Source organism: Yinghuangia soli (assembly GCF_021502675.1).
In the GTDB taxonomy this organism is placed as follows: Bacteria; Actinomycetota; Actinomycetes; order Streptomycetales; family Streptomycetaceae; genus Yinghuangia; species Yinghuangia soli.
This window is the reverse complement of sequence record NZ_JAKFHA010000003.1, coordinates 76,644-98,418: the sequence shown is the minus strand read 5'-3', so window position 1 is coordinate 98,418 and position 21,775 is coordinate 76,644. Positions and strand designations below refer to the sequence as shown.

Genomic DNA, 21,775 nt, shown 5'->3' with positions numbered 1-21,775 from the left:
GTGAGGGTACGGGCGGTTCAGCCGGCGGCGGGGGCCGGCGCGTCGGCCGCGGCGTCGCCGGTGGCTGCGCCATCTCCGGTGGCCGCCTGGTGCTGGGCGAACGCGGCCTCGACGGCCTGGCGCAGCGCGCCGATGAAGCGGCCGCTGTTCTGGTTGGCCCAGGCCATCGACGCGTGCCGGGGGCGGTTGGCGCCGGTGAAGTGCGGGATGACGTACTCGGCGAACAGCTCGTAGCTGCGGCGCTTGGCGGCCGGTTCGGCGATGGGCAGGTCGAGCAGCAGCAGGGTGCCGAAGCCGCCGGACTTCTCGGCCATCGCCTCGATGCGCGCGATGGCGTCGGCGGGGGTGCCGATCATGGCGACGCCGAAGGTGGGGAAGCCGGCCCCGGTCCACTGCTCGACGGCGGCGCGGGCGCTGCTGCCGAACGGCATCGTCATGCCGGACAGGCCTTCGATGTAGCGGACCAGGTGGAGGACGCCGTACTCGGCCTGGCGGCGGGCTTCTTCCTCGGTGTCCGCGAGGTGCATGGGGACGACGAGGCGCCAGCTGTCGCGGTCGGCGGGGTGGCCGTGCGCGGCGCTGGTCTTGGCGTAGATGTCCCAGTTGCCGGCGAGCGCCTCGAAGCCGGACGGGTCGGAGGCGGCCAGCGAGAGGAGCGAGAGGCCGTGCGTGCCGGCCTGCACCGAGCCGGACGGGGAGATGGTCGAGGCGCACGCGACCTCGATGCCGCCGCGCTGGTACGGCGCGAGGTGGAGGCGGGCCTCTTCGAGGGTGAACCAGTCGGTCTTCATCGTGACCGTCTCGCCGCGGAGCAGTGCGACGACGGCTTCGAGGGCCTCGGCCATCATGCCGCGCTGGCGCATGGGGTCGATGCCCATCATGAAGGCGTCGGAGGCGAGTTGGCCGGGACCGGCACCGAACATGACGCGGCCCTGCGACTGGTGGTCGAGCTGCACGATGCGGTCGGCGAGGACCAGCGGGTGGTGGTACGGCAGCGAGTTGACGCCGGTGCCGAGGCGGATGCGGCGGGTGCGCTCGGCGGCCGCGGCGATGAACACCTCGGGGGAGGCGACGGTTTCGTAGCCGGCGCTGTGGTGCTCGCCGATCCAGGCCTCTTCGAAGCCGAGGTCGTCGAGGTGCGCGACGAGGTCGAGGTCGCGGCGTATCTGGAGGGTGGGGTTGCCGTCGATGCCGTGGTAGGGCGCGATGAACGTGCCGAAGCGGGTGGGGCCCTGGACCGGTGCCGCCTGCGCGGCTTCCGCGGCCTGTGCGGTATCCCCGGCGGACGCGGGCGAGGCGCCGGGAGCGGCGTGGTTCTGGGGTGCTGCGGCGTCGGTCACGGGGACACCTCTCGGCTCTGGGGCGGCGCGGGATCGGCTCATTGGACGCAAGATTCGTGTGTGCTGTCTTATGTCCTACCCTTGACGGCGGCAAGGGTCAAGAGGCATCCGGGCCCGGCCGCACGGGCCGCTTCGCGTCCGTCGAGTCTCTTTCGGGCGGCCGTCGGGCGGCTGTCGTCCGACTGTCGTCCGGCTGCCGCGAGGCTGCTGACAAGTGGGCGCGGATCGGAGATCATCTACGAGCCCCCGCGCGCCCGCCCGTCCACGAGCAAGGGACCGCACCGACATGACCACCGCACCGCGTACCCGCCGCCGCAGCGACGGCAGCCCGAGCGCCCGCACGCTGCTTCTCACGGTGCTCGGCGAGTACGTCGGCTACGCGGGTGCCGACCGGGTGTGGTCGGCCGCGGTCGTGGACGCGCTGCAGGCCTGCGGGGTCGAGGAGACCGCGGCCCGCCGCGCGATCACCCGGTTGACCCACGAGGGCTGGCTGGCCACCGAGCCGGCCGGCCGCTTCACGCGCCTGGTGATGACGCCGCGCCTGGTCCGCCTGCTGGCGAGCTGGACCGAGCGCCTGCGCCGGGCGATGTCCGAGACGCCGTGGGACGGGACCTGGCAGCAGCTCATGCTCCGCATCCCGGCCGCGGCGCGGACCGAGCGGGCCGCGATCGAGGAGCAGTTGGCGTTCCAGGGCTTCGGGACGCTGGGGCAGGGTGTGTGGATCGCCGCGGACGCGGGCGGGGTGCGGGCGCTGCGCGAGCTGATCGACGAACTCGGCCTCGGCGCGCACGCGACGTGGCTGACCTGCCGTACCGCGGGCGCCGGCGGCGAGGCGGCCGACGGGCGCCCCGGTGCCGGGGGCGACGTCCGTCCGGACTGCGAACTTGCCGCGCAGGCCTGGGACTTGGATGCGGTACGTCCGCTGCACGCGGATTTCCTGGAGCGCTTCGCGGATGCCCGGGCGGACGGCGACGAGGACGCGTTCGTCCTGCGGACGCGCCTGGTGCACGCGTGGCGCCTGACGTTCGACAAGGACCCGCGGCTGCCGGGTCTGCTGCTGCCGGACGACTGGCCGGGGCGGCAGGCGGCGGAGGTGTTCGTGCGCACCTGGCTGGACTGCCACGAGGCGGCGGACCGCTGGTGGTCGCAGCTGGACCGGGACCCGCGGCCGGTGTCCGCGCAGGTCTGACCGCCCGTACCAAGGCACCTGAGCGCCGGTGCGCCGCATCGCTTATGGGCTAATTGTCCGATATATATCGTTATCCAGACCTCAGCTCCCTGCTGTCGGAGGATGACGCCCGTGGCCCTGCACGAGACCAAGGACGCGACTGCAGGAGGTCAGGCCGGCGACGGCGCCACCGACCTGTTCACGTCGCCGCTCAGCAAGCACGTCCTGCCGAAGTACCGCATGCCGGACGAGCACGCGCCGCCCGAGGTGGTGTACTCGCTCATCCACAACGAGCTGATGCTCGACGGCAACGCGGCCCAGAACCTGGCGACGTTCTGCACCACCTGGGCGGACGACGAGGTCCACCGGCTGATGAACGAGTGCCTCGACAAGAACATGGTCGACAAGGACGAGTATCCGCAGACCGCGGAGATCGAGTCCCGCTGCGTGAACATCCTCGCCGACCTGTGGCACGCCCCGGCCACCGGCGCGGACTCGCCCAATGCGATGGGCTGTTCGACCACCGGGTCGAGCGAGGCCGCGATGCTGGGCGGCCTCGCCCTGAAATGGCGCTGGCGCGAGCGCCGCCGCAAGGAGGGCAAGCCCGCGGACCGGCCCAACCTGGTCTGCGGCCCGGTGCAGATCTGCTGGGACAAGTTCGCCCGCTACTTCGACGTCGAACTGCGCCAGGTCCCCCTGGAAGCGGGGGCGACGGGCCTGCGCGCGCACCAGCTGAAGGACTACGTCGACGAGAACACCATCGGCGTCGTCGCCATCCTCGGCGTCACCTTCACCTGCGACTACGAACCCGTCCAGGAGTTCGCCGCCGAGCTGGACCGGATCCAGGCCGAGAAGGGCTGGGACATCCCGATCCACGTGGACGCGGCCAGCGGCGGCTTCATCGCCCCGTTCCTGCACCCGGACGTGGTCTGGGACTTCCGCCTCGAGCGGGTGGCGTCCATCAATGCCTCCGGGCACAAGTACGGCCTCGCGCCGCTCGGCGTCGGCTGGGCCGTCTGGCGTACCGCGGACCTGCTGCCGGAAGACCTGATCTTCCGGGTGAACTACCTCGGCGGCGACATCCCCACCTTCGCCCTCAACTTCTCCCGCCCCGGTGGCGAGATCGTCGCGCAGTACTACAACTTCCTGCGCTTGGGCCGCGGCGGCTACCGGCGCGTGCAGCAGGCCTGCGCCGAGACCGCGCAGTACCTGGCCGGGGAAGTCGCCGCGATGGGCCCGTTCACCCTGCTGTACGACGGCAACGGCGCGCTGCCGGCCGTCTCGTACAAGCTCACCGACCCGGAGAACGCCGGCTTCAGCCTGTACGACCTGTCCGACCAACTGCGCATGCGGGGCTGGCAGGTACCCGCCTACCCGCTGCCCGCGAACCAGGAGGACACCGTCATCCAGCGGGTCCTGATCCGGCACGGCGTGGGCCTGGACGAGATCGCGCTGCTCGCCCAGGACATGCGGCGCTCGCTCGCCCGGCTGACCCAGGGCGTGCCCGCGGACGCCGACCGGGCCGGGTTCCACCACTGATGCCGGACGCGGCGGTCGGCGACTTCGGCGGAATCGGCCGGACCCCGGAACCGGTCGACTACGCGGCCGTGGTCGCGAAGGTCATGGATGCCGTCGCCCCGCACGTCGGCGCGGGCAAGGTCGCCGACTACATCCCGGAACTGGCCCGCGTCGACCCGGGCCAGTTCGGCCTGGCGGTCGCGACCGTCGACGGCGCGATGCACACCGCCGGGGACGCCGACACCCCGTTCGCGATCGAGAGCATCTCGAAACTCTTCGCGCTCGCGCTGGTCCTGGCGCGCGACGCCGAATGCGACGGCACCGCGGTCGGCAGCGGCGCCGGCGGCCTGTGGCGGCGGGTGCGGCGCGAGCCGTCCGGCGAGCCGTTCAACTCGCTGATCCTCCTGGAGATCGAGAAGGGCATCCCGCGCAACCCGTTCATCAACCCGGGCGCGATCGTGGTCACCGACCAACTGCACGCGCTGACCGGCAACGCCTACGCAGCCGTACGCGAACTGCTGCGCGCCGAGACCGGCAACCCGCACCTGCACATGGACAGCGTCATCGCGGAGTCAGAGGCGAAGTGCGGAAACCGCAACCGGGCGCTGGCGTACCTCATGGCGGACTTCGGCAACATGCGCAGCCAGGTGGCGGAGGCCCTGGACCACTACATCCGGCAGTGCTCGATCATGATCACCTGCTCCGAACTCGCCCGGGCCGGACTGCTCGTGGCCCGGCGCGGGGTCCGCGCGGACGGGACGCGGCTGTTCGGCGACGCGGAGGCCCGGCGGCTCACCGCGGTCATGATGACCTGCGGGACGTACGACGAGGCGGGCGAGTTCGCGTACCGGGTCGGACTGCCGTGCAAGAGCGGGGTGGGCGGCGGGATGCTCGCCGTCGTTCCGGGCCGCTGCGCGGTGGCGGCGTGGGGGCCGGGTCTCGGCCCGAAGGGGAACTCGGTGTCGGGCGCGGCGGCATTGGAGGCGTTCGCTGACATCAGCGGCCTGTCGCTGTTCTGAACCGGGTGCTTCCGGTCGGGGGATACGGAACCGGGCTTGGGCCGCCCCCGTCGGTGTGCGACGGGGGCGGCCGCGTGCGTGCGGCCCTGGCGCGGTGCGGCCGAGGATGCGCCGATGCTCGGGTGGGTCAGGTGACGGTCACGGTGATCGGCCCGGCGAGTGCGGTGTAGCCGTCGTTGTGGAGGTACCAGGCCCGGTAGTTGCCGGGGGTGAGAGTGGCGACCCTGATCGGGAAGGTGAGGCTGCTGTCGGCGTTGGGTGCGTACCCCCAGTCGGCTGCTTCGCCGTTGCCGGGTGAGGTGCCGTCGCGGTAGAGGCCGATCCAGTTCTTGGGGGCGAGGGTGGCGGCCGGGGTGGAGTAACGCATGGTGACGGTGCCACCGGCGGCGACGGTGGGGGTGGTTGTGGTGAGGGTGCTGGTCGTTGCCGGCGTCGGATTCGGGGCCGGGGCGACCGGGGTGAGCACCGGTGCCGTCTCGGCGGGGAGGTTGTAGTAGGCGGTCAGCCGTTCGGTGATGGTGTCGGTGTAGGGGGCGAGTGCCGGGAACCGGGTGGCGATCGTGGACTTGGCGGCGGCAGTGAGTGCGGCACGGTCGCTGGTGGCGCCGGCCAGGTGGGGTTCGAGCTGCCGCATCAGGTGGTAGTCGCTGGTGATTCCGAGGGAGCCCATCGCCTTGGCCAGGGACGGGGTCGCGGTGGCGGTGTCCTGGACGCGGCTGACGAAAGTGACGCGGTGCAGGATGCGCCAGCACGGGGGCTTGCGGTCGGCCTGCCGGGTCTGGCGCAGTGCGCGGGCGTCCGGTCCGGTGTTGCGGTCCAGCCAGTCGGGGTCGACGACCTTGCCGTAGAAGTCCTCGTAGTTGTCGGTGGAGCTGTCGAGGTAGAAGGTCATGAACCGGTAGGCATCGACGCGGCCGGGCACAAGGACCGGGTTGCGGGCGATGTCGAAGACGGGCTTGTCGTTTTTACGTTTTTGCAGGTCGCGCCCGGGTTCGGCTTTCACCTCCAGGCTGAAGGTGCGCTTGGCTTCCTTGGTCTTGCTGCGGGTCACCGCGTAGCCGCCGCCGAGGGTGACGCTGCCGGAGAGGTTGACGCCGACCGGTCCCGCCTCGATGTTGGCGTAGCCGCCGACGGTGAGAGAGCCGGAGACGTTGTAGTCGCCGGTGGTGACCTGGGTGACCTGGTCGGTGGTGGACATCGTCTCCGAGAACAGGCCGCCGGCCGCGGTCCACACGTAGGTGTTGACCATGTGGCGGCGCGATGCGTTGGTCGCGGCCTTGCGGACGTCGGCCGGGTTCGCCGTGTCGTTCGCCAGGCCGGTCCCGGTGCCGCCCATCATGCCGCCGAGGACCCGGTTGGCCTGGTCGCGGACGGGGTTGTGGGCGGCGAAGGTGGCGCTCTCGGTGGACACCGATTCGTAGAAGCTCTGGAGCTGCTGCTCCTCGCGTTGGATACGTCGTTTGATCGCGTATGCCTCGCGGGGGCGGTAGTAGCTGTGTTCGCCGCCGTCCCCGGCGCCGGGGAACGCGGGGTCGGGGAACGGCTGGAGCCCGCCGGTGCTCTTGGGGGCGAAGCCGACCAGGCCGTCGAGGGTGCCCTGCTTGGTGTAGCGGGGGTTGATGGGGAACGCGATGATGTTCCAGTCGCGGGGGATGTCGGCGTTGGGGATCAGGCGGTACGCCACCAGGACGCCGGTGTGGGCCAGACGCAGCGCGTACAGGTCGGCGGTGGCGGACTGCACGATCGCGAAGCCGGTGTTGGCGGGGACCCAGCGCCGCCCGGCGTCGGGGTTGACCTGCCCGGTCCGGGCGTCCTCCTCCCACTGGCCGGTCAGCACGACGCCGCTGGTGCGGGTGGTCTCGGTGCTCTGGGACACCGCGAGGTTGGTGGCCCAGCTGTTGGAGAACTTGATCTCGGCCTCGACGGTCAGGCCCACCTTGACCTTGACGGCCTCCTTCGCGGTGCCGACGCCGAGCGGCGCGACGACGATGGAGGTGTCGTCGTTGACCCAGAATTCCACCGTTCCCTTGGCGGACGCGTCCAGGCTCCGCTTCTCGTCGTTGGAGATGGTGTTGGTGACCGAGTCGGCCTGGACGAAGGACACGGACGCCTTCTCGGCGTAGTCGTCGGCGGTTCCCCAGACCATGTTCTCCGAGGGCATCGGTGGCGCGCCTTCGAGGAAGCCGACCAGTTGCGGGTCGAACTGCGCCTGGCCGACCCACGTGCTGGTCAGCTCCCCGGTCTTGAAGCCGGTGTGCAGCTCCCACCTGCCGTGCCGGACGAAGGCGTAGGCGCGCTTCATGACGCCGAACGCCCGCCCGTCGGCGTCGGCTTGCAGGTCTCCGTACTCGGACGCGGCGGGCGGCGCGTCGATGCGGGCGTTGAAGGTGCTGCCGATTCCGGTGAGCGCGGAGCGCACTTCCGCGGCGTCGGCGGCGATGGGTGCGCTGGAGATGATGTTCCGCGGTGCGTCGGGCGAGGGGTTCAGGTCGTTGCCGCGCGGCCCGGAGTCCTTGACGGTGGCGCCGGCCTGGGTGGAGGCGCCGTCGAAGGGGAAGTGGGCGACCAGGTCCTTCTTCTCGCCGCGCAGCCGGCCGAACATGTTGTCCAGGATCTGCTCCCGGGTGCGGCAGGTCCGCCAGATCCGCAGCTCGTCGACGGCCCCGGTGTAGCCGTTGGCCAGCGTCCCGCTGTGGCGTCGGCCCGCGATGGTGGCGTGTGCTTCGCCCGGGTACGTCGGTTGGGCGTACATGGGCGCGATCGACGCCGGTTGCGGGGTGCCGTCGACGTAGAAGGTGGCGAGGTTGCCGTTGGGGTCGGGGGTGCGCACGCGGCGGGCGCCGCGCACCTTGGCGGGGAAGGTGTCGCAGGCGTCCGCGGTGACGGCGCCCTCCTTCTCGGGGAAGGACCACCACGCGGTCAGCCCCGGGGCCTTGGGGGTGATCGCGGCGCCGATCTGTTTCTCGTCACGAGCGATGTTCCAGATCCGCACGTCGGTCAGGCAGCCGCGCAGATGGCTGGTGGTCCGGCCCTGGCGGTGGCGGCCCAGTTCGCAGTTCTCGTCGTTGCCCACCGGTGCGGCGCCCTCGTACACGAACGGCTTCGACCCGACCGGGATGCCGTCGATGTAGAGGCGGATCGCCACCCCGCCCTTGTCGTTGTGGCCGCCCTTGCGGGTGACCGCGACCCGGGTGAACTTGCCGGCCTGCAGCTTCGTCCCGGAGCGGACGGTGACCAGGCTGTCCTTGCCTCCGCCGCCCTTCTCGAACATGAACGCCAGTTGCCCGTCCGCTTCCACGACCAGCGCGTACGGCACGGCCGTGCCCGCCGCCCCGCCTTCCACCACGCCCTTGCCCACCAGACCGTGCACGACGCCGAGTGCGTCCAGGCGCACGCCGGCCTCGATGGTCAGGTCGCCGAGCAGGTTCAGCCCTTCGGGCCCGCCCGCGTCCAGGTGGCCGCCGCCGTCCATCGCCATGGCCCAGTGCTGTTTGAACGCCAGCGCGACATGGCTCCAGTCGCCGATCGGGACCCCTTCCGGCAAGGCGAAGGTCTGCGCACCGACCGTGGCCACGGGAGCGTAGGCGTCCAGCCCGGAGATCGACGGCCGGTACGGGCCCACCAGGGTCCCGTGGTTGCCGCGGCCGGACCGGTCGAGCGTCGATCCGTTGCTGAACTGCCAGTACGCCAGCAGGTCGTCCTCTCGGCCGCGGAGCCGCCGGCGCATCGTCTCCTTGATCTCGTCCGCGGTCCGCGCGCGGCCCCACACCCGCACCTCGTCCAGGCAGATGCGCGCACCGGAGTTGCCGTCCTGGGCCAGACACCCGAGATTGAAGGTGCGTGAGTCGTTGGGGCCGGCGAGGCTCTGGCCGCCGAAGGTGCCCGTGGCGACCGCGCCGCCGGTTTCGGAGGTGCACGCCATCTCCACGCCGTCCCGGTACACCCGGCGGGTGCCCGCGGAGGCGTCGTGGACCACCGCCCAGTGATGCCATTCCTGGGCGGGGACGGTGGCGGTGGTCACGGCCACGGTGAGGTCGGCCTGGCCGGGGGTGCCGAAGTCGCCGGCGAACAGGAAGTTGTTGGATGCGTTGATCCCGACCAGCAGGCTGGCGCCGGTATTGAACAGCACGTCGTCGCGGTTTGCGGCCTGGCGGAAGACCCACATCTCGATGGTGAAGCTGGTGCCGGTCAGGGTGAGGCGGTCGCCGCACTCGATGACGTTGTCCGGTTCGAGGCTGATGCCGCTGGACAACGTGGTGCCGCGCAGCGCCAGGCCGTAGGGGGTGGCGGGACCGGCGGCACGCAGCACGGTGCCGGTCGCCGCGGCGGGGTTGAGCCACGCCTCCAGCGTCAGGTCGCCGTCCGTGCCGAAGTCCGCGCCGTTCACGGCGGTCAGGTACTGCGTGGTTCCGTCGAACGCCGGTGCGCGGCCCGGGGCATGGCCCCGCCAGTGCGGCCCGACCCCGTCGCCGGCGTCCTTCGCGTCGCCGTCGGCGATCACGGCGGTGGTGGAACCCACGCGGGTGACGGCGACGATCTGCGACCCCGAGGACAGGTCGGTGCCGGTCACGCTGGCGGTGGCGTCGGCGTAGTCGTAGAGCACCGCGGTCACCTGCGATCCGGCCGCGGCGGTGACCGGGTCGCCGGCGACGGTGAACGTGGTCGCGCCCGCCGGCGCGGCGGCGTCGATCTTGCGCACCTTCCCGCCGACCAGGACCCGGCTGCCGACCGCGAGCGGTGCAGGCAGGGGGGAACCCAGTTCGACGAGCCGGTCCTTGACCGACAGGACGGTGCCCAGCAGCGTGCCGGTCGGCAGGTTGCCGTTGAGGACCGCGGCCAGCGAGGCCGCGGCGCGCGGCACGCGCAGGTAGGTATCGGTGCGCGACCCGCAGGTCACGGTCACCGTGCACAGGTCCGCGGCGGAACCGGCATCGGCGGTGACCCGCACGGCGAAGTCCTTGGCGCGTGTGGAGGTGTCGCGCGCGACGAACTCCAGCCGGTCCGAGCCCGCCCCCATGCTCCGGGTCGCCCGGGTGACCAGCGTGGAGTAGTAGGCAGAGAAGAACTGCCCGGCCCCGCCCCGGAAGTACAGCACCACGTCGCCGCCCGCGCCGTCCAGGAGGAATGGCGCGTCCTCGGTCCATGCGAACGCCAGCAACGCACCGTAGACCGTCAGGCCCTGCCGGTCGGTGGAGACCACCGGCATGGCCACCACCGTGTCGCCGCCGCCGCGGGTGCCGCCCGACACCGTCACCAACGCGTCCTCCGCGGCGTCCAGGGCCGTCTGACGCGCGCCCAGCCGCTGCTGCGCGGCCTGCTGCTCCTGGAGTTGCCGGTACCAGCCGGAGAACGACACGTACGCGTAGCCGAACATCCCTTCCCAGTAGCTGATGTTCGCCTGGGTCTGCGGGATTTGCGCGGCCGACTGCCGGTCCTTGTCCAGACTCGCCCGCGCGGCGTCCACGGCCGCCTGCGCGGCGGCCACCGCTGCCGCGTCGCCCACCATCGCGGGTTTGCCCGCCTCGGTCAGCGCGACCAGCGACGGAGCCGTGGCCAGGCGCCCGTCCCGGGCGACCGCGAAGTCCACCGCGGCGACGTAGCTGCGACTCGCCGAACCTCCCGCCGGTGCCGGGCCGGAGGTTCCGCACGCCACCAGCACCCGCGTCTGCCGCTTCTCGTGCCCCACCGCCGTGCCGTACCCGGAGGTGGCGGGTTCCTGCTGGGCGTACACGACCGCGGCCAGACCGGTCGACACGGCGCGGCCGGCGAACCCGAACACGTCCCGCGACAGCCCCGGCCCGTCACCCACCGGAGCGTCGGAGGCCGCCCACACCGCGCCGCCCTGCACCGTGCCGTCACGCATCGCCCGGGTGTGGTCGCCGACCACCGTGCCGGCCCCCTCGTCGAAGCGGCAGTACACCGCCAGGCCCGGCTCGATGCCCGACAGACGCAGCCCCCGGTCGCCGAACTCGGCCTCGGTCCGCGCCCGTTCCCACACCCGCACTTCGTCGACGTCGCCCTTGAACCCGGCGTCCGGGGTGCCCGACACCAGCCTCGCGCCGACACTCGCCGCCGATCGCGCGTCCGGCACCGCCGTCACCGCGCGTACGCCCGCCTGCACGCCGCCGATGTACACGGCCGCGTTCTTGCCGTCGAACACCGCCGCGACGTGCACGTAGGCGTTCAGGGGGACCGCAGCGGCCGACACCACCCGGGTTCCGGCCAGGTCCGCCACCAGTTTCCGGTCCGCGTCCAACTCCAGCGCGAACGTGCTGCTCGGCGACGCCCCGGTGTGGTGCGCCAGGATCGTCCCCGAGCTCGCAGCGGTGCGCACCCACGCCTCGACTGTGTAACCGGCCGACGCCACCGCCGCGGATCCGGCCGGCGCGGCCGGCAGCAGCACATGCGTGCTCTTCGCCGGGTCGAACCGCAGCGCGGTGCCGGCCCGGTCGCGGGTCGCCGGCACCGGAACCAGCGGCCGCTTGGTGTGCGGGCACGTCCCCGGCCCGCGCTCCAGGACCGAGGGGGCGAACTTCGGGTCGGGACTGGTGTACAGCTGGGCGCCGACCACGTCGAACAGGCCGTCCGAGCCCTGCGCGCAGTTGTAGCCCTCCACCCGGCCCGTCGCCTTGTTGGCTGCGAACACCTGCCAGCGGGACTCCCCGGCGACCGCGGTCGGCAGCAAGAGCACGGTGAACGCGCCGCGTTGCAGCGGCGCGACGAACGACAGCTTCGCGGTGGGCTCGAAGAACGGGTTCCCCTCCATGTCGCGGGTGCCCAGCGTGTCGCTCTCCGAGGCGCCGCGCAGCTTGGACCGCGACCGCTGGTACCGCACCTCCACCACCGGCTTCAGCACCGAACCCACCAGGACGAACCGGTCGCAGAGCAGCGACCCGTCGACCACGGCGGCCGCGGTCGCCTTCGTCCCCGCGGCCGCGGTGGCCCGGTCACCGGAGACCGTGCCGCCCTCGGCGTAGAACACGACGTCCTTGTGGTTCGCGTCCACGCCCTGGCGGAAGACCAGGATGTAGCGGCCGTCCGAGACCACCTGGAACGGTGCCGCCGCGCTCAGCCGCGCCGTCGTCGACAAGAACGGGTCGCGCTCGGCCACCGGCAGCGGCACACCCGCCAGTGCTTCGATGCGTCCTCCGGACCGCACCCACGGCATTCGCAGCACACCCGACGCTGCGGACGCCCCCGGCGCCGGAACCTCCACCAGCTCGCCCGGGAAGGGCACGGCCGCCGGCTCCTCGTTCCAGTACCGCGCGTCCAGCGGACCGCGCTTCGCCGACGCCTGCTCCAGGTCCAGCACGCTGTAGACGATCTTGCGGTCCGCGTCCATCGCGAACGCCACCGTCGTACCCGAGTGCCGCACCATCGTCGTCGACACGTACTTCCGGTCGGCGTACACCCTCGTCAAGCTCTCGTCATGCGCCACGAAACCCCCACCCGTCGTGCCCGCACCCAGGCGGGCCATGGACAGTCCGCGAAACCCGAACACCCCGCCACCGCCCTTCTCGGGCAAGCGGCGGCCCCACTACAGCTGATCGGGACCGGGAGACAGCACCGGTCACCGGTTCGTGCAGCCATCCAGGAAATGACGCAGCTCATCGGCTGCCGCACCCGTGCGACGACGGGCGGGAGGTCCAGCGCCCCCGAACCCCGTGTTGGCCCCCACGTCAGCGACGGCGGGTAAAGCCTTTACACAGCAAGGTGGTTCGTTTACGGAACGTACCAATGGGACGACTGCCAACCAACGCTTTCACCAAATCCCCACAACCGCGCACACACGCGGGCGCATGCTCCTGCTCGACCGTGTTGTCGGAGCCGATGACGCTGTACTCGATCGCGACTCGGTCGCGGCGACCGGGAACGTGGGGAGTTCCCCGGCGTGCTCTGCGTCTGCTCGGACATTCCTCCTTGTGTCCTCGTGCAGCCGGACCGCGGCTTCGAAGCGCATCCGCCCCCCGCATGCGTGCGGGGGGCGGGGGCAGCGCGTGTGTGGGTGTGGGTGTGGGTGTGGGTGCGGGTGCGGGTGTGCGGGTCCGGCTGCTCAGCCGCCGCCGGGGTCCGCTTCGGCGCGGCGCTTGAGGCCGGCCAGGCGGCGGTCCCAGTCGGCGGCCAGGGCGGACATCCAGCGCGCGGTCGAGTCGAGTGCGGCGGGGCGTACGGCGTACCGGACTTCGCGTCCTACGCGGCCGCCGGTGACGAGTCCGGCGGCGTCCAGGACGGCCAGGTGCTTCACGACGGCTTGCCTGCTGACGGGGAGGCGTTCGGCCAGTTGCGTCGCGGTGGCCTCGCCGTCGGCGGCGAGCAGGTCGAGGAGTTGCCGTCGGGTGGGATCGGCGAGCGCGGCCAGGACGCTGTCGACGTCGCTGCTGCGATTGCCGGTGCCGGTGTCGGCGCCGGAGTCCTTGGCCGGGACGGGCTCGTCGTCGGGTCCGGTCACGCCGCGGGCGGCTGTTCGGCGCGGCCCTTGAACGCCTCGAGGACGTCGGCCCAACCGCCGGTGTTGTCCCGTACGGCCTGCGCGCGGACCTCTTCGGCGGCGACCAGCGCCGCGAACCCGCTCTCCACGACCCGCAGCCGGGTCTTGTCGCCCTCGGAGGTGAGGGTGAACTCGACGAGCGTGCTGTTGCCTTCGGTCAGCTCCGCGCCCGGGAAGGCGCTGGCCCAGCGGTAGGAGAGGTAAGTGGGCGCGTCGACCTTCTCGACGCGTACCGGGAAGTCGCCGTACTGCGGGTTCCGGGCGACGATTTCCAGGCCTTCCTCGGCCACGGTGCCTTCGAAGGAGCCGGCCTCGGCGACCCAGAAGCCGGGTTCGGCGACCAACTTCCAGACGCGTTCCAAGGGCGCGTCGATCAGGGTCTCGCGCTCGATGCGGTCCTCGGTCATGGGGTGTCTCCCTATGCGGTCGTCCCATCAGGTGCAATCTCAGGGTTGCACGTCGAAATAGAATACGCAACCTCAGGGTTGCGCATTGATGAGGCTAGGCGTCGTCGTACGTCGCTCCCGCGGACGGCGTGTGGCGCGCGGCGGCGACCCGGGAGACCTTGTCGCGGAGCAGCCGAACGCGATCGATCCGCTCGACCAGTTCGGCCGGCAGCTCCGCCGCCCGGCCATCGAGCACAATCTCCAGCGCGACCAGGGACTGCAGGACGCCGACTGTGGCGAACTCGTACCGGTAGTACGAGTGCCGAACCAGTTCCCGCGCGGTCTCCAACGCGCTGAGGACAGCCATCGGCGCACCCGTGGGCAGCACCAGTCCGGCCACCACTTCGTCCATGCCGCCGTAGTCGATGACGAGGTCCCGAACGCGCGCATCCGGAGCGGGCAGGACGGTCGGGCCGGTCCACGGCGAAGGCATCTCCACCGCGGCAGTTTGCTGGGGGGCGCCCGCCCCGGCAATCGGATTTGTGCGTCAGCCGGACTGCGGCCGGAGCTGTGCCCGGGCGGTGCCCGAGCGGCGGAGGACGAGTTCGACCACGATCAGGTTGGGGACCCAGCACAGGAACGGTACGAAGACGTACGCGTCCCTGAAGTCGCCGATCGCCGGGACCAGGATCAGCAGCCACAGGCGCAGCGTCACCGCGGCATAGGTCATGGCGAACGCGCGCAGCATCCAGCGGCGGTGGGCCGCGACGTCACCGTGCAGGATCGCGCGCAGGCCTGCGGCGGCGAAGGTGAGCCACAGGAGCGCCAGGGCGCCGAAGCCGGCGAAGCCGATCTCGTCGGCGACGTTCATGGGGGAGAGGACCAGCCCTGCGGCGCCACCGATGAAGATGCCGACGATGACGACCCGTCCCGTTGCCCGGTGCAGCCGGGGCGCGCGGCGGCGGATCCGCCCGGAGAGTTGCAAAGGGGAGAGGAACAGCGCGATGCCGGCCGCCACGATGTGCGTGTAGAAGAACGCCTGCACCCAGGCAGGCCGGTCCGCGTAGTTGGCGGCGAGGTCGGCGTCCTCGTTCGCCAGGCGGTCGAGCGTCTCGGTGAGGTACGGCAGCGGCGCGACGACGGCGATGGCCAGGGCGGTGAGCGCCAGCCACCAGATGCCGACACTGTGCCGCCGCGAGCGCGGTGCGCGTCCTGCCACCGGAGTGAGCAGCGGGGCGGCGGCAGGGGACGGAGGGGCAGGCGGACCGGGGACGGCAGGCATGAGGCGAGGCCTTTCGGAGTCGGCTGGGGCCGCCGGATGCGGGCAGCAGGGGGCAAGGTGAGCGGCGGGCGCGGTGGCTTGTGCCGGGTGGGGGGAGACCGGTGGGGTGGGCGGTCGACGGTGCTAGGCGACGACGACCGTCGACGCCGCACACCCCTCCCGGCGGACCGGCGTCCGGCTGACCGCCTGTCCCGATGTCTCACGCTAGAAAGAGCAGGCCGTCCGCTGCGCCCCTCGTCGCAGGGGTTCCGTCTCCCTCTTGCGAGGGAGGCGGCGTAGCTGGACCAGCAGGTTGACTTGGCCCGTGAGGCGAAAGGCATACAACGCGCTGCGGCGCCCCGAGGCCGGGTTGGTTGCCGCGCTGGTACTCGCGGCCGGATCGGCCGCCGCGGTCCTGGATGCGGGCGAGCCGTACCGCGGGGCCGACATCTTCGGCGTTGGGTTCGCGATGGCGGCTGCCGCGGTGCTGTGGTGGCGCAAGTCCGCGCCGGTGGCCGTGTTGGCCGCGACGGCGGTCGTCGTGGTGGCGAATGCGGCGGCCGGATACGCGGCGACCGTCGTGCACTGGTTCCCGTGGATCGCGCTGTTCACCTGCTTCTCGCTGCGCGGGCGGCGTGCGCGGGTCGTCGCGGTCGTGCTGACCGTAGGGGCGGTCGCCGGGTACGCGGCGTTCGACCGCGGGCCGGTGGGCACCCTCGAACTGTTCGGGATCGCCATGTGCGCGCTGATCGCCTCTGCCGCCGGGGACGCCGCGTACAGCCGCCGGATCGCCACCGCCGCGGAACAGGCCCGCCTCCGGGCCGAGGAACGCGAGGTACTCGCGCGCGAGCTGCACGATTCCCTCGGGCACGCGGTGAACGTGATGGTCCTTCAGGCCGGCGTCGGGCGACGCGTGTTCGCCGACAACCCGGCGTTCGCCCTGGAGGCGCTCGGGCATGTCGAGAGCGTGGGCCGCGAGGCGCTCGGCGAGCTGGACCGCTTGGTGCGTGTCGTCCGTGACGAACGTGCCGCGCCCGACCTGGGGCTGCTGGCCGACCGCGTACGCGCCGCCGGACGCGAGATGCGGCTGGAGGCCGAAGACGTCGACCTCGGCCCGGGCGCCGCGCAGGCCCTGCACCGGATCGTCCAGGAGGCCGTCACCAACGCGCTGCGGCACAGCACCGGCGGACGCATCGACGTCGGACTGGCCCGCGTCGGCGACAAGGTCGTCCTGGACGTGGTCAACGAGAGCGACCGTCCCACGGTCGTGCCCGGACGCGGGCTCGCGAACATGCGCGAGCGGGCGCGTTCCGCGGGCGGCGAGCTGGACGCGGGGCCGTTCGAGGGTGGCTTCCGGGTACGCGCCACGCTGCCGGCCGGGGGACGCGCATGATCCGCGTACTGCTCGCCGACGACGACGCCCTCGTACGCGGCGGCCTGCGCGCACTGCTGGCCGCGGAGGAGGGCATCGCCGTGGTCGGCGAGGCGTCCGACGGCCACCAAGCCGTGCACGCGGCCGCGCTGCACCGGCCGGACGTGGTGGTCATGGACATCCGCATGCCGCTGCGCGACGGCGTCTCGGCGACCCGCGAGCTGATGGCCGCCGACCCGCGCCCGCGCGTCCTGGTGCTCACGACCTTCGACCTCGACGACGTCGTGGACGACGCGATCGTGGCCGGCGCCGACGGGTTCCTGCTCAAGCGCGCGTCGCCCGAGGAACTGGTCGCGGGGATACGCGCGGTCGCGGACGGCGAGACGGTGGTCTCCCCGTCCGTCGCCCGCCGCCTCTTCGACGCGCACGCGGCCCGGACCGCACCCGACCACGAGCGTTCGGCCCGGCTCACGGACCGCGAGGCGGACGTCCTGCGGGCGATGGCGGCCGGGCAGTCGAACACCGAGATCGCGGCGTCCCTGCACCTGTCCGTCGAGACGGTGAAGACGCACGTCAAGCACGTGCTGACCAAGCTGGAGGTGCGGGACCGCACCCAGGCGGTGGTGTGGGCGTACCGGACGGGGTTCGCGTACCGGGTGTGATCCGGGGGCTTCAGGGCTCCAAGGCAGTAGGCCTGAGGGCATGAGCGCTCAGGCCTACGGCTTGAGGCGCAGCCGGTACCACCGCGGCTTCGTCCGGTTCATCGGCCAGCCCAAGCCGGTGGTGTCCGCCGGATCGATCGCGCGCAACTCCCAGCGCGGGAAGGCCTCTTCCACCTCCTCCCGGCTCGCCCCGCCGACCATTGTGCGGAACTGCGACGGCCCGTACGCCAGCATCAGAAGCACCGCGCCGGGGCGCGCGAGTGTGGTCACGCCCTGCCCGACGGCGTGCCGGCGTCGTGCGTCGAGGCCGTGGAAGCAGCCGACGTCGAAGAAGAGGTCGAAGGTGCCCAGGCGGGCGGATGCCAGATCCGTGACGTCCCCGGCGACGTACGAGACCCCGGCATTGCCGCGCCGCCGGGCCGCTTCGACCGACGCCGGGACGCCGTCGATACCGACCGCCTGCCAGCCGCGAGCGGCCAGCAGCGGGGTGAACTCGCCGCGCCCGCAACCCAGATCGAGTGCCCGGCCGAGCGTCCGGCGACCCGTACCGTCGCCGGCCGGACCCTCCGGACCCTCCGGATCCGGGGCGGGCGGCCGGCGCCGGTCGGCCTCCGCGCGGTCCAGCATGGCCGCGATGCTGTCGCCGGCCGCCTCCCCGTACGCTTCGCGCGGCGTCATGCCGAAGCGGTACGTACGAACGTAGTCCGCCATGCTCTGGCCTCCCGACGTGGGCGTGACCCGGCGCTGATCGCGAGGCGAGGATGGCACGGCCGACCGACACTCGAAACCGCCGCCGCGCAATCCGGACAACGGGCGGCACCGGCCTCGCGGCCGAGGGACGGCATGCCGCCGCGTCAGCCGGTGCTGTCGTCGGCCAGCGTGATCGCGCTGATCCGCCAGCCGTCGGCGGTACGCACGAACTGCATGGACTTGGTGCCGCCACCGGTCAGGGGGGCGCCGCGCAGCATGCCGGACTTGGCGTACCGCACCAGGCGCTGCGCGACGTTGCCGGAGACCACCGTGGAGCGGCTCGTCGTCCACTCCCGGAAATCGGTCAACTCGCCGCCAGTGAGCAGCGCCTGGCGGGGCGTCAGGAACTCCTCCGGGGACTCGTGCTTCACCGGATCGCCGTGGCTGATGATCACGGCGCCGGGCGCGAAGGACGGGAGCAGGGCGGGGAGGTCGACCGTACGTCCGCCGGCGTTCGTGAACGCACCGAGGAACGCCTCGCCGAGCGCATCCACTTGCTCCTCGTCCGACATCTCCGGGGCATCGGGGCGAGTGCCGAGCCAGGCGTCCGGCCCGATCGTCCAGAATTCCATGGGGATCTCGCTCGCTTCGTCCGTTGCCTCGAACGTGAAGCCGAGGCGCTGGGCGACGGCGATGCCGCGCTTGTTGTCCGAGAGTGTGTGCCACACGATCCGACGCAGACCACGCTCCCGGAACCCCCAGTCGATCAGCAGCGCGGCGGCCCGCGTCACCAGACCGCGGCCCTCGGCGGCCGTTTCGACCCACACGCCGATCTCGGCCTCGCCGGTCGCGGTGTCGACCGAGACGAACATGACGCCGCCGACGAGAACACCGTCCACCCGTATGCCGTGGATACCGCCCCCGGTCCGCGCCTGGCGCTCCCAGTACCGGCCCAGCACCCTCTCCGCGGCCTCCAGATCGACAGCCACGAACGATGCGCCGACCCAGGGTGAGATGTGGTCACGGCACCGGTCCAGGTTGGCGAGGAACTCCTCTGCCTGCCAAGGCTCCAGGGGCGAGAGGGTGGCATCAGGACCGAGCGGCCGTGCGTACATGCGAACTCCCGAGATCAACGCGAAAGGGCAAGGCAACGCGATGCAGAGGGGTCGCCCCCTCGGCACCTGATGCCATGTCACATTACATCTGGCGGCGTGTCGGGTCTTCTCTCATGCCCCGATCCGGCGGATGCCCCCGATGCGGCCAAGCCATCCAGGACACCGGCGCCGAACCGGGTCGACCGGTCAGCCGATGACACCTTCCACAATGCGGAAGTCGCGCTCGAAGCCGTCGGGCAGGGCCGCCAACGCCTTCTGGTACGCCTCGCTCTCGTACGCCGCGGCGGCCTGTTCAAAGCTGTCGAACTCGACCAGCACGACGCGTTCCGCGAGGCCGGCCTCGTGCGCGACGACGCGACCGCCGCCGGACAGGACGCGCCCGCCCTCGGCCTGGACAGCCGGACCGGCCAGGCCGAAGTAGGCAGTCAGCTCAAGGTCGGAAATGGCGGGGTAGACACTGACCCAGTAGCCCTTGGCCATGGAACCTCCTGTGCTCGGCCGGACGCATCCGACGTCGAGGTGACACCCGGATCGATCGATCCCGGCGACGCGTACTGATGCCGTTCGAAACGGCGTATGCGCAGGCTAGGTCGGGATCTGCCGCCGAGGGAAAGACCAGTACGCGATAGACTCAGAACGGATCGTTATCAATCGGCAGGGGGCGCGCGTGGCGCCGGACACGGTGAGCCTGCGGTACTTCCTGGTGCTGGCACAGGAGTTGAACTTCACCCGCGCGGCGGCACGGATCGGCATTGCCCAGCCCGCACTCAGTGCCCGGATGCGCCGATTGGAGAGGGAACTCGGCACGGCCCTGCTGATCCGGAACACCCGTAGCGTCGTATTGACCGCGGCCGGTGCGGCGTTGGCGGAGTCCGCGCCGCCCGCGCTGGCGGCGCTGGACCGGGCATGGGACACCGCCCGCAGCGCGGCGGCCGGCGAACTGGGCACACTGCGCATCGGATACAGCGTCAGCACCGGGGCCGAAACGGTACCGGCCCTGGTGGACAGGCTCATCCGCAGCAGTCCGGGACTCGAGGTCGGCGCGGTGCCGATGGCGACGCCGGAGATCTCCGCCGCGGTCGCCGACGGCCGCATCGATGCCGGGATCACCCGCGGTGAACAGCCGGGCCGCGGCGTGCGCCGGTTCCTGCTGCGGAGTTCGCGCATCGGGGTCCAGCTTGCGCAGAACCATCCCTTGGCCGAACACCCGGAGATCGAGATCGCCGACGCGGCTGCGTATCCGCTACGACTCCCGGACCGCGCGGCCAACCCGGTGATTCACGATCAGCTCACCGAGCTGTTCCGGGACATCCGCCCACATCCGCGATTCCACACGCCCGCAGTGTCCTTCGACATGTCCCAGCACGACCTGCGCGACGGCGCCACCCTCGCCCCGGCCGGAGAAGCCGCAGCGACGACACAACCGGCCGGCCTCACCTGGCGACCCCTACGAGGCGCACCCCGCCTGACGATCCACCTGGTGCTCCCACACGAGCAGTCGCCCCTGAGCCACCGCATCCGCGCCGTCGCCAAGACCGTGGCACACGAACTGCACTGGCTGCGGGACTGACCCGCGAAAGACCAAGCGCGATGCACCGCCCCTTCGGCGTACCTGCCGCGCACCATCTACCCCGTGATCCCCGACCGCAGCCGGATCTTCCGACGGGCGCGGACACCGGCCCGCGCCGGTCGTTCGTCCTGATCCAGTGGTGGCGCTTAAGCGTTGGCGCCGGGCCCGTCGTAGTACCCGGGTCTGGCGAGCAGGACTGAATTGAAGTAGTAGCCCTGCTCTTCGTCGGGGTTGTCGTCCGCCTCGAAGGGCCGCCAGAACGACAAGAGCAGATCCGGAGCGACGAACGATGCGGGATCGTCGGCGTTGGCCTCGATACGGACCTCGCGTCGGAGGGTCTCGACGACTTCGCGCGCGGACAGGGTGAAGAGATTGATGCCTCGGAAGAGGACTGCATCCTCGGCTGTTTCCGGGCGCCAGAGTTCGATGGCCTGCAGCCTCCCGTTGAGGCAACCGATGCTGATCATCAGGCTACTGGGACGAGTGATGTGCCGGCCGGGGGCGTCGGACGCCGAGGGCATTGCCGGGTCGCGGAAAGACTCGAGAGCCGTGTGGGCCTCAGCGGTCAACATGCCTATGCGCAGCGCACCGACGCCGTTCGGCGGGTCGAGCTCAAGATCCATATCCGCAATGCTCGCATCAGTGCCGTGGCGTCCTGCACCCGGAGGCCGCAGCAGGCCTGCAGCGGCCCGACCGCGACGCCGCGGCGACTGCCTGCTCAGGAGCGGTACGCCGGTGAGATGCACACAGTTCGGGATCCTTTGATGCTGCTGAGCGGGTCTCCCGGTCTCACCGACGCTTGGGGAACGGTCGTACGACTCGCGGAGCAGGCCATACGGCTCACTCCAGGACGACGCGCATACCGCCCTCGGCCAGGATCTGCAGGGTCTCGGCGAACAAATCGTACGTCCGGCCGTGCGGAGTCAGGCGCCTGGACAGGTGGGCGCGGGCGGTCGCGGCGTCCCGCCAGAGAAGGGTTCCCGGGGCGGTGTACCCGAACCGGCCGCGCAGGCAGTCGACGAGGGCATCCAGGTTGCAGCCGAAGTAGCCGCCTGGACCGTTCACCGCCTCGCCGAGTGCCAGGTATAGGCCGGGCTCGTCGGTGACGTTCCGGCCGTCGAGTTCATAGTGGTGATCGGCCGGCCGCTCCCCACGGGGACGCGCACCCCTCCGTCTGCGGACGAGG

The 21,775-nt window shown here is 71.6% G+C and carries 17 protein-coding genes; 6 read left to right on the top strand and 11 right to left on the bottom strand.

Translation table 11 applies throughout. From position 1 onward, the window contains the following. Positions 1 to 17 precede the first annotated feature (17 nt). Positions 18 to 1,340 carry an LLM class flavin-dependent oxidoreductase gene (locus tag LZ495_RS07375; RefSeq protein WP_235051188.1) on the bottom strand — a complete coding sequence of 441 codons (1,323 nt, stop codon included), beginning with the start codon at positions 1,338 to 1,340 and terminating at the stop codon, positions 18 to 20. A gap of 286 nt (positions 1,341 to 1,626) precedes the next feature. On the opposite strand from LZ495_RS07375, the gene LZ495_RS07370 reads away from it, so the two are divergent. The 3 genes from LZ495_RS07370 to LZ495_RS07360 all read left to right on the top strand — a co-directional run bounded on the left by LZ495_RS07370 (position 1,627) and on the right by LZ495_RS07360 (position 5,045). Continuing rightward, entirely contained in the window at positions 1,627 to 2,529 is a 903-nt protein-coding gene (locus LZ495_RS07370; protein ID WP_235051187.1) for a PaaX family transcriptional regulator, read from the top strand. A 111-nt stretch (positions 2,530 to 2,640) separates the two neighbouring features. Continuing rightward, positions 2,641 to 4,047 (top strand): glutamate decarboxylase, encoded by a 1,407-nt coding sequence (gene gad, locus LZ495_RS07365; RefSeq protein ID WP_372498538.1) that lies wholly within the window; start codon positions 2,641 to 2,643, stop codon positions 4,045 to 4,047. Further along, positions 4,047 to 5,045 carry a glutaminase gene (locus LZ495_RS07360; RefSeq protein ID WP_235051185.1) on the top strand — a complete coding sequence of 333 codons (999 nt, stop codon included), beginning with the start codon at positions 4,047 to 4,049 and terminating at the stop codon, positions 5,043 to 5,045. The genes gad and LZ495_RS07360 overlap by 1 nt, the downstream gene beginning before the upstream one ends. 127 nt (positions 5,046 to 5,172) lie before the next feature. Here LZ495_RS07360 and LZ495_RS43865 read toward each other — a convergent pair whose 3' ends face one another. The 5 genes from LZ495_RS43865 to LZ495_RS07335 form a co-directional block, all read right to left on the bottom strand. Then, a complete protein-coding gene (locus LZ495_RS43865; RefSeq protein ID WP_308267808.1) occupies positions 5,173 to 12,456 on the bottom strand; it encodes a LamG domain-containing protein in 7,284 nt (2,427 codons plus the stop codon). A 642-nt stretch (positions 12,457 to 13,098) separates the two neighbouring features. Further along, entirely contained in the window at positions 13,099 to 13,404 is a 306-nt protein-coding gene (locus tag LZ495_RS07350; protein ID WP_235051501.1) for an ArsR/SmtB family transcription factor, read from the bottom strand. 86 nt (positions 13,405 to 13,490) lie between these two features. Beyond that, positions 13,491 to 13,940, bottom strand: a complete 450-nt coding sequence (locus tag LZ495_RS07345) for an SRPBCC domain-containing protein (protein WP_235051184.1) — start codon at positions 13,938 to 13,940, stop codon at positions 13,491 to 13,493. A 94-nt stretch (positions 13,941 to 14,034) separates the two neighbouring features. Continuing rightward, entirely contained in the window at positions 14,035 to 14,418 is a 384-nt protein-coding gene (locus LZ495_RS07340; RefSeq protein ID WP_235051183.1) for a hypothetical protein, read from the bottom strand. A 48-nt stretch (positions 14,419 to 14,466) separates the two neighbouring features. Continuing rightward, a complete protein-coding gene (locus tag LZ495_RS07335) occupies positions 14,467 to 15,201 on the bottom strand; it encodes a DUF2306 domain-containing protein (protein ID WP_235051182.1) in 735 nt (244 codons plus the stop codon). A 304-nt stretch (positions 15,202 to 15,505) separates the two neighbouring features. Here LZ495_RS07335 and LZ495_RS44720 point away from each other — a divergent pair, with 304 nt between their 5' ends. Both LZ495_RS44720 and LZ495_RS07325 read left to right on the top strand, forming a co-directional pair. Next, positions 15,506 to 16,573, top strand: coding sequence for a sensor histidine kinase (locus LZ495_RS44720; RefSeq protein ID WP_235051181.1), 1,068 nt, complete (start codon positions 15,506 to 15,508; stop codon positions 16,571 to 16,573). Beyond that, positions 16,570 to 17,214, top strand: coding sequence for a response regulator (locus LZ495_RS07325; protein WP_235051180.1), 645 nt, complete (start codon positions 16,570 to 16,572; stop codon positions 17,212 to 17,214). Before LZ495_RS44720 ends, LZ495_RS07325 begins: the two co-directional genes overlap by 4 nt. A gap of 54 nt (positions 17,215 to 17,268) precedes the next feature. On the opposite strand, the gene LZ495_RS07320 is transcribed toward LZ495_RS07325, so the two are convergent. The 3 genes from LZ495_RS07320 to LZ495_RS07310 all read right to left on the bottom strand — a co-directional run bounded on the left by LZ495_RS07320 (position 17,269) and on the right by LZ495_RS07310 (position 19,499). Beyond that, complete coding sequence (locus tag LZ495_RS07320; RefSeq protein ID WP_235051179.1) at positions 17,269 to 17,925, bottom strand: class I SAM-dependent methyltransferase; 657 nt, start codon at positions 17,923 to 17,925, stop codon at positions 17,269 to 17,271. A gap of 143 nt (positions 17,926 to 18,068) precedes the next feature. Next, a complete protein-coding gene (locus LZ495_RS07315) occupies positions 18,069 to 19,019 on the bottom strand; it encodes a GNAT family N-acetyltransferase (protein WP_235051178.1) in 951 nt (316 codons plus the stop codon). Between the two features lie 186 nt (positions 19,020 to 19,205). Beyond that, positions 19,206 to 19,499, bottom strand: a complete 294-nt coding sequence (locus tag LZ495_RS07310; protein ID WP_235051177.1) for a DUF1330 domain-containing protein — start codon at positions 19,497 to 19,499, stop codon at positions 19,206 to 19,208. 187 nt (positions 19,500 to 19,686) lie between these two features. On the opposite strand from LZ495_RS07310, the gene LZ495_RS07305 reads away from it, so the two are divergent. Further along, positions 19,687 to 20,589, top strand: a complete 903-nt coding sequence (locus tag LZ495_RS07305; RefSeq protein ID WP_235051176.1) for a LysR family transcriptional regulator — start codon at positions 19,687 to 19,689, stop codon at positions 20,587 to 20,589. Positions 20,590 to 20,735: 146 nt separating this feature from the next. Here the strand turns inward: LZ495_RS07305 and LZ495_RS07300 are convergent, their stop codons facing one another. After that, the gene (locus tag LZ495_RS07300) at positions 20,736 to 21,212 is read right to left on the bottom strand and encodes a hypothetical protein (RefSeq protein ID WP_235051175.1); all 477 of its coding nucleotides are present in this window, start codon (positions 21,210 to 21,212) and stop codon (positions 20,736 to 20,738) included. 217 nt (positions 21,213 to 21,429) lie between these two features. Continuing rightward, on the bottom strand, positions 21,430 to 21,775 hold a 346-nt coding region (locus LZ495_RS07295; RefSeq protein ID WP_235051174.1), incomplete at its 5' end, for a barstar family protein.

Excerpts from the sequence above, each read along its gene's own strand:
- LZ495_RS07370 (WP_235051187.1), top strand. The coding sequence starts at position 1,627 with ATGACCACCGCACCGCGTACCCGCCGCCGCAGCGACGGCAGCCCGAGC.
- LZ495_RS07360 (WP_235051185.1), top strand. The coding sequence starts at position 4,047 with ATGCCGGACGCGGCGGTCGGCGACTTCGGCGGAATCGGCCGGACCCCG.
- LZ495_RS07345 (WP_235051184.1), bottom strand. The coding sequence starts at position 13,940 with ATGACCGAGGACCGCATCGAGCGCGAGACCCTGATCGACGCGCCCTTG.
- LZ495_RS07335 (WP_235051182.1), bottom strand. The coding sequence starts at position 15,201 with ATGCCTGCCGTCCCCGGTCCGCCTGCCCCTCCGTCCCCTGCCGCCGCC.
- LZ495_RS07325 (WP_235051180.1), top strand. The coding sequence starts at position 16,570 with ATGATCCGCGTACTGCTCGCCGACGACGACGCCCTCGTACGCGGCGGC.
- LZ495_RS07320 (WP_235051179.1), bottom strand. The coding sequence starts at position 17,925 with ATGGCGGACTACGTTCGTACGTACCGCTTCGGCATGACGCCGCGCGAA.
- LZ495_RS07315 (WP_235051178.1), bottom strand. The coding sequence starts at position 19,019 with ATGTACGCACGGCCGCTCGGTCCTGATGCCACCCTCTCGCCCCTGGAG.
- LZ495_RS07310 (WP_235051177.1), bottom strand. The coding sequence starts at position 19,499 with ATGGCCAAGGGCTACTGGGTCAGTGTCTACCCCGCCATTTCCGACCTT.
- LZ495_RS07300 (WP_235051175.1), bottom strand. The coding sequence starts at position 21,212 with ATGGATCTTGAGCTCGACCCGCCGAACGGCGTCGGTGCGCTGCGCATA.